We start from the raw sequence: 7,558 nt of genomic DNA on the forward strand, positions 1-7,558 counted from the left end.
GATCACCTGGCCGTTCATGTCGGTCAGATAGGCAAGCGATTTGGGCACCCCGTCATAGACATAGGCCGAGGTCAGGTTGCCGATGCCGTCATAGCTGTAACTGGTGGTGAAGTTGGTGTTGAAGTTGGCGAGGTTGAACACGGAGCATAGTTAGAGCCGGAGGCGGGCAAAATTGACAAACATGACACCAAGGAAGTGTCATCGTTGCGATGAGCGGTGGTGGGCTCGTCCGCCGTAGCCTTGGCGCAGGCGGGAGTGAATGTGCGGTGCCTGGCGATGCTCGGCGAGCCGGACAGACGCGTGCTGGAGGCGACCGGGAGACAAAGGATTCCAGTATCCCACCCCCCGACTGTTACTTTTGTAACCTTAAGAGTGCAACCGAACGCGAGTGCGAGGAGAGCTTTTGGCAGGCCCGTTTAGCTCATAGGGCGGTTGGCGATGTGTGCGCCAAGGCTAGGGGAAGATGTACTACATCGCAAGCTGGCTATTTGGGGGTTTTCGCAACTGTCACCGTAATTCCCACGGTAATTGCACCGTAATTGCGGAAATCCCGAGGCGCTATTCCGTAATTGCCTCCGCAATACGGAGGCCCTCGGCAATGGCAGCTTGCGCCTGTGCTTCGTTACCGCCGCTATTCCACAGCGCGACCAGATGCGCGATTTCGCTTTCGCCCCGCAACACGGCAAAGGCGACTGCGTCGAGATCTTCATCGACCGCATCGGTCAATTTGTAACGCGGGCTGGTGTCAATCCCGGCATCGAGTAACATTTGTGCGATTTCCGGCGAGCGTCCAACAACCGCCGACCAAAGAGGATTGCGGACCGATTCCGATACGTCCATTACCGCACCTTGATCGATTAGATAACGAGCGATTTCAACATTCCCTTTGCTACAGGCTGCTTCCAAAGGTGCGATTCCGAAATGATCGTCCGGCGCGTTGATGTCAAAGCCCTGCTGGACAAGAAATTTGACGATCTCCAAATTCCCATGAGCGGCAGCATAATGCAGCCATGTCCCAAAGCCGGGAACGCGAAAGGCGAGAATTTCAGGGAATTTAACGAGTAGCTCGTCGAGCGCTGTCAGATCATGCGTTCGAATTGCGTTTGAGAACAAGGGATATGGTTTTAAATCAGACATTATTTTGGCTTTCGTTTGGCAGCGATATCGCCATATCTTTTCAGTATCTCGACAACATCGTCATATTGTCCTCCAGCCTGCCCGACTGCTCTCAAATCTGTCACCAAAGGCTCCAGAGCAGCCAGCGTATGCTGTCCCCGAACACGGGGCGCCCAAGTCAGATTCTCAAGGCCATTGATAGGATCGATCCCGACCTTGCGCAATATCGCCTGACCTTCTGTGACCAACGCTTGTTGCGCTTTTCCAATCCCCTTTTCGAACAATATGTGATGCCCATGCGGTTTGATCATACCCGCAGGCGCAAATATTCCGGCTTTCTTCAACAACTCGCCGGGCGCCCTAGACTTCGCAACAATTTTTAGCGTTGCTTCGCCACCCTCATCCAAAAACTTCCCGCCAACCTTCAAAACGGGTGCGCCAATTGAGCCAGCCAGTGTCAGCCCGTTCTCCCAGTTATACTCGCCCTTGCCGAACATGCGGAAGGCGGCGGTGGGCGTGTCGATCACCGCGAGGCCCGAACGCGCAACATCCCAAACGGCTCTATCGGCAATGGCCTGTGCCTCTACGAATTACGGTGACACGTGCATATTTACCTATTTAAAGGCCTTCGCCCCCTTTTGGCCGGGATGAGTTGTTTGCCGGTGCGTGCCTCCATGGCCTGCAGCCACTCTGCCGAGCCGATTGGGCGCCCAACTGTCTCTGCCTTGCGCAACGCAGCATAGGTCATCGCCTCGTCGAATTCCTCCCCCAGAAATGCTGCGAAATCGCCGATCCGTTCCAGGGCCGGAGCGACCCTCACCACATGGTCGTCCTTGCCTGCGATCAATGCACGCGTACTCGACCAGCGCCAATCCTGCGCTTGGCTCACCAATCGCGCACGCACCGGATTGAGGGCGACATAGCGCAGCGCGGCAACAAAATGCGCCTCGTCCATCGCCACCGAACTGAACCGGCCCTGCCAAAGATGCCCCGTGACCCGCATTCGGGCATTGATGAACCCGGTATAATGACGGTGCACATAGCGAAAAGTGCGCCACAGCCCGTCCTCGTCCGAAGGTGTCGCAACGATGTGCACATGGTTGGGCATCAGGCAGTAAGACCAGATCTCCACATTGGCTCGACCCGCAGCATCGGCCAGCAGGTCAAGATAAAGAGCGTAGTCGCCTTCTTCGAAAAACGTCTTCTCACGCCGATTGCCGCGCTGGGTAACATGATGCGGCAATCCGGGGAGAACGAGACGGGGAAGACGAGCCATGAAAAAAGGCTATGATCCATACAAGCTCATGTCAACAAATGGGTAAATATGCACGTGTCACCGTAATTGCCCGTAATTCACCGTAATTGCCACCGTAATTCCGGACCGTGTCACCGTAATTCCGGACTTCGACTAAGGAGCAGAAGAAGTCCTATAATTCAAGAAGTTTTCAGTTGCAAATTGGCGGTAGAGTAAACTGCTGCCACAATTGTAATTCTACCGTGATTCACGAACCCTTTTCAGCGCCTTTTCCAGAAGCGATACATCCTCAGCCGGCATCCCATTGTCCACTTTGGTCAGCCACTTTTCATAGGTCGACTTCATCACCGCAAGACCCTCATCCGTGAGATCGTCAGAAGCGATTGCAAAATCATCCGTTATGTCCTCAACGCCTGCCATCAGGTTTCGTTGCACGAGCCGATTGTCCTGCAAAAATTTAGCAACCTGATAAATATGTTTGGTGATCTCCCCGACTCGGCTTTCATTGCCCGGTGTTTTTGTAAGCCATGAGACTTGAATGATTTTGAAAGGTTGGCTCATTACTGTTTCCGTATAACTTGGGTTAGGGTTTGCAATTACGGTGACAGGTGCGTAAATCCCTAAATAGCTCTAAGTTTTGACGCATAACAACCAAAGACGCCGCCTACGGCGTCCCCGTTTTCCAACCCACTCGCTCAAAATCCCAAAAACGTCACCTGCTCGCCCAAAGGCACGCGTTCACGCTGGAAACCGTTCACCGAGTCACTCTCATCCCGATACCCGATGGCGATGCCGCAGAAGAGCAGGACATCTTCGCCCAGCCCCAGCTGGTCTTTGATCGTCCGGCCGTACACGCCCATATATTCCTGCGGGCAGGTATCTAGGCCTTCCTCACGGCAGAGCAGCATGATCGTTTGCAGCCACATGCCGGTGTCGGACCATTGCGCTTCCTTCATGAATTTGGGGAAATGGCAGAGCAGCAGGACGGGCGCGCCGAAGGAAACCAGGTTGGACTGGACGAAATCGGCGCGCTGTTTGCCATCATCGCGAGCAATCGCCATCGCGCCATACATCGCGGCGCCCACGGCCTGCAGCCGGGCCTTATATTTGTCATGCTTGCCGGGTTCGGAGAAATCATAATCCATCGGATCGTCGGGCTGGCTGGCCTGTAGCCGCTCCTGCAACGCCTTCAATGGCGCGCCTGTGAGCACGGTCGCCTCCCACGGCTGAAAGTTGCAGCCCGACGGTGCCATCCGCGCGCGTTCCAATATGCGCTGGATCGTTTCGAGCGGAACCGGTTTGTCCAGAAACGATCGGATCGAACGGCGTGTGGCGACGGCTTCGGATACCAGCATATATTCTCCTCTGTTTTTTATTGGACGTTGGCTCGCGGAATCGCTGCAACCATCCTCTTGCGACGCAGGTTTAATCGAACGATTAAATGCTGCAACAGATAAATGAACTGCGCCCCCTTGCGCGGCCAGCCCCGCCCTGCCACATCTTGGGCATGCGCGAAAAGGAACTGCGGCTGGCCCTTATCTGCTATGGCGGGGTGAGCCTTGCGGTGTACATGCATGGCATCACACGCGAGATCTGGCATCTGGTGCGTGCGAGCAAAGCCTTTCTCGAAGGCGAACCGGCAACCCGTAGCAGCGAGGCGGTGTATCGCGAGCTGCTTGAGCTGATCGAGGCGAAATCGGGCACCAAATTGCGTGTGCTGACCGACATTATTTCGGGCGCGAGTGCCGGGGGCATCAACGGGGTGTTCCTGGCGCAGGCGATCACCACCGGCCAGTCGCTAGAACCGTTGACCGACCTTTGGCTCGAAAATGCCGATGTCGAGATACTGCTCGATCCCGATGCGCGGCCATTGTCGCGTTTCTCCAAATTCTGGGCCGCGCCGATTGCATGGGCGATATTGCGGCGGCGCGGGGGCGCGGTCGAACGCACGGTTGCCGCCGAGGCGCAGGATGAGGTCGCGACAAAACTGTCCGGCTTTGTCCGTGCGCGCTGGTTCCAGCCGCCTTTTGGCGGGCGCGTGTTCTCGACGCTGCTGCTCGATGCGCTACAGGCTATGGAGGCGCAGGGCGTCACCCGCCCGCTACTCCCGGCAGGCCAGCCGCTCGACCTTTTCGTTACCGTCACCGATTTTCACGGCCACCGCGAGCAGTTGCAACTCAACAGCCCGAGCAATGTGACCGAGAATGAGCATCGTTTGACCATCGGCTTTTCGACACGGGCGAAGGACGCAGGGGTGCTCGCCGATACGGCAGAACTGGTCTTCGCCGCGCGCTCGACCGCCAGCTTCCCGGGCGCTTTTCCGCCTTTCACCGTGCGCGAGCTCGACGGCCTGTTGCAAAGCCGGGCCGTGGCGTGGGACGGGCGCGAGGCTTTCCTCAAACGCATATTGCCGCAGCAGTTTGAGGCAGGCAGCGCAGAGGACGCCTTTCTGATCGATGGCTCGGTGCTTGCCAATGCGCCGTTCGCGCAAGCCATCAATGCGCTGCGCAACCGCCCTGCCCGCCGCGAGGTTGACCGCCGGTTCGTTTATATCGATCCCAAACCCGGCCTGCCCAGCTTCCGTGTGCGTGGGCGTGGCAAGGCGGCTGACGGGCATCTCAAACCGCCCGGCTTCTTCTTGACCATCTTTGGTGCGACCTCCGATATTCCGCGCGAACAGCCGATCCGCGACAGCCTGACCGCGATCGAAGGCCGCTCTCAACGTATCGCCCGCATGCGCGAGATCACCGACCATCTGGAGGTTGAGGTCGAGCATATGATCGAGGTGATGCTCGGCAAGACATGGTTCCTGACCAAGCCGACGCCCGAGCGCCTGCGCAAATGGCGACTGACGATGCTGCAGAAATCGGCGGCGGCCACTGGCTATAGCTATCCGGCCTATGCGCATCTGCGGATGATGGGCGTGCTCGATGACCTGGCCGCCACCGCGCGTCGGCTGTGCCCTGATGCGCGGCAGGAACATTGCCGCCTGCTGCGCGATGCGCTGTGGGGTGAAGTCCGCCGCCGGGGGCTCGACAAACTGACCGGCCCCAAAGGCCGCGTGATGGCCGAGGAATCGATGCTGTTCTTCCGCGCGCAGGACGTCCGCTTCCGCATTCGCCGCCTGCGTTTCCTTGCGCGCAAGCTGGCCGAAGATGTTGAGATCATGGCCGATATCCCCGCGACAGTGGCGGATAAATTGCGGCAGGCAATCTATGCCTCGCTTGCCCATTTTCTCGAGGTTGAGACGTCCGAGTATCTCGGCGCGGATGTGGCCGAGGCGGTTCGCAATGGCGTCGAAAACCCCGCAGCTTTGCTCGATCTGCTCGCCGAGCGGCGCAATCTGGAGGCGGGCGACGCCGCAACCGACGCCGCGCTGATCGCCGCGCTCACCGATGTGCCCGATGCCGCAACGCGCACCATATTGCTCGGCTATCTCGGCTATATTCTCTACGACATTGCCACCCTGCCGCTGCTGCAAGGCGAGGGGCAGGATGAGTTCGACCCGATCAAGGTCGACCGGATCTCCCCCGATGACGCGACCACAATCCGCAAGGGCGGGGCCGCCGCGACCCTGAAGGGCATAGAGTTCAACAATTTCGGGGCCTTCTTCAGCCGAGCCTATCGCGAGAATGACTATCTCTGGGGCCGCCTGCACGGCATCGACCGGCTGGTTGATATTGTGCTTTCGTCCATGCCTGGCACAGTATCAGCCGAACAGGTCGAAGTGCTGGCGCTCAAGAAGAAGGCTTTTGAAGCGGTGCTGGAAGCCGAAGCGCCCCGGCTGAAACGGATTCAGCCTTTGATCGAGGAGTTGCGGGCGGAAATCGCGGCGATTGTGCCGTGATTCTTAGCTTGCGGCCTCCAGCTTGATATCCCCAGCATCCGCGAGCAATTTCAGCAACACGGAGGCACCACATTGCTGCGACTTGGCGGTATGGCTGAACTTTCCGTCGGCAACGAACTTGCCGCGCTCATAATGGTTGGAAAAGCTCCACAAATAGGGCGTTGGCACGCCGAGCCCGCGATAGCCCAGCCCATTATAGGCCTCTAGCCGGTAAAGCGTACGTTCTAGGCTCCAGTCGCTCTGCCCAACATAGCCCAACAGCCGCAACGCATCCTTGGCGCTCGATTCCCAATCCGAAGGCGGCAGCCATTTGGTTGGGCGGCCTGCAGGGACCTGCCTAGTCCGCGCGGACAACGGAAAATCACCATTGTGAAAATGGGCACGGAAATTGAAGCTGGCTTCCAATCCGTGGGTCACCGCGATAAAATACCAAGGCACGCCTGTCTGTGCCCCGACTTTTTCATAACGATCGCGCGCCTTGCGGATCAGCGCCATGTGCCAGTCAACCGTTTCCTGATATTGTGGACGCACGGTCAGTTTTCGGAACAGCCGGGCATATTCGCCCTTCAAAGCTGCAAACTCGCGCGACTTGCTGAGCGGTTTGTCGGGTTCGTCTTCCGCGGTGATGGCGGCGTCGACCTTGGGCGGCAGGGTTTCTGCCGATGGCGGCCCGCCAGGTGAAGGTGGAGCACCGGGAACGAAGATGATTTCGCCTTGTGCGGTTTCCGGTTGGACCAGATAGCGTCGCCTCTCCGGCAACAACGGTTTCAACCCCAGTTCGCCTAGGCCGAGTTTGAGCGCCTCGGGCAACTCATGCTGGTTCTGATGCAGTTCGGCGAGCAGTTCGCCCGCCTGATCGGCAAATTGGACGTCGATAGTTTCGCTTCGGTCAATCAGCGCGACGAGCCGGGGCATGGCGAACTGGTAGAGCGAATCCGCAACATCGGCGAGCGATTGCCCTTTTCGCGTTTCCAATGGAGATTTGGGGAAGCCTCTGCGATCAGCCTCGCGCTCGAGCTGAGCAACGGATTCAGCAATGCGCAGATAGTTTAACGGCTTGCGCGGGATCAGATCGATGACCTGCTTCGGGAGATCCAGACCAAGGATGCGGCCATCCTGCGCCAGCGCGCGTGATCCAACCGCCGATGCAATCAGTCCGCCGCCAGCCAGCCGGAGAAAATCCCTTTTGTCGAAACTGTTGCCCGCCATCGACTCGCTCCCGTCGGGGCGAGCATAACATTGGGCATAGAACGAGTCTCGCCCGCCTCTGCAGATTTTACTCGGTGGAGACTCCCCTCCCGCTTGCGGGAGGGGTCGGGGGAGGGTCTGAAAGGTAGGAA

Annotated in this window: 7 protein-coding genes; 1 reads left to right on the forward strand and 6 read right to left on the reverse strand. The window is 58.2% G+C overall.

Annotated features, from left to right (window positions below; translation table 11 throughout):
• Positions 1-558: 558 nt before the first annotated feature.
• From ABL922_RS13570 to ABL922_RS13590, 5 genes are all read right to left on the reverse strand, one after another.
• Positions 559-1,137 (reverse strand): ankyrin repeat domain-containing protein, encoded by a 579-nt coding sequence (locus ABL922_RS13570; RefSeq protein WP_349024747.1) that lies wholly within the window; start codon positions 1,135-1,137, stop codon positions 559-561.
• Positions 1,137-1,643, reverse strand: coding sequence for a hypothetical protein (locus ABL922_RS13575; RefSeq protein ID WP_349024748.1), 507 nt, complete (start codon positions 1,641-1,643; stop codon positions 1,137-1,139). Before ABL922_RS13575 ends, ABL922_RS13570 begins: the two co-directional genes overlap by 1 nt.
• 83 nt (positions 1,644-1,726) lie before the next feature.
• Entirely contained in the window at positions 1,727-2,392 is a 666-nt protein-coding gene (locus ABL922_RS13580; protein ID WP_349024749.1) for a transposase, read from the reverse strand.
• Between the two features lie 216 nt (positions 2,393-2,608).
• Positions 2,609-2,932 carry a hypothetical protein gene (locus ABL922_RS13585; RefSeq protein WP_349024750.1) on the reverse strand — a complete coding sequence of 108 codons (324 nt, stop codon included), beginning with the start codon at positions 2,930-2,932 and terminating at the stop codon, positions 2,609-2,611.
• A gap of 134 nt (positions 2,933-3,066) precedes the next feature.
• A complete protein-coding gene (locus ABL922_RS13590; protein WP_349024751.1) occupies positions 3,067-3,726 on the reverse strand; it encodes a nitroreductase in 660 nt (219 codons plus the stop codon).
• A 152-nt stretch (positions 3,727-3,878) separates the two neighbouring features.
• Here ABL922_RS13590 and ABL922_RS13595 point away from each other — a divergent pair, with 152 nt between their 5' ends.
• Positions 3,879-6,218 carry a patatin-like protein gene (locus ABL922_RS13595; protein ID WP_349024752.1) on the forward strand — a complete coding sequence of 780 codons (2,340 nt, stop codon included), beginning with the start codon at positions 3,879-3,881 and terminating at the stop codon, positions 6,216-6,218.
• A 3-nt stretch (positions 6,219-6,221) separates the two neighbouring features.
• Here the strand turns inward: ABL922_RS13595 and ABL922_RS13600 are convergent, their stop codons facing one another.
• Positions 6,222-7,427: a hypothetical protein gene (locus ABL922_RS13600; RefSeq protein WP_349024753.1), complete on the reverse strand. Its 1,206-nt coding sequence runs from the start codon at positions 7,425-7,427 to the stop codon at positions 6,222-6,224.
• Positions 7,428-7,558 lie beyond the last annotated feature (131 nt).

It is taken from the genome of Sphingorhabdus sp. (assembly GCF_040079335.1).
Taxonomy (GTDB): Bacteria; Pseudomonadota; Alphaproteobacteria; order Sphingomonadales; family Sphingomonadaceae; genus Sphingorhabdus_B.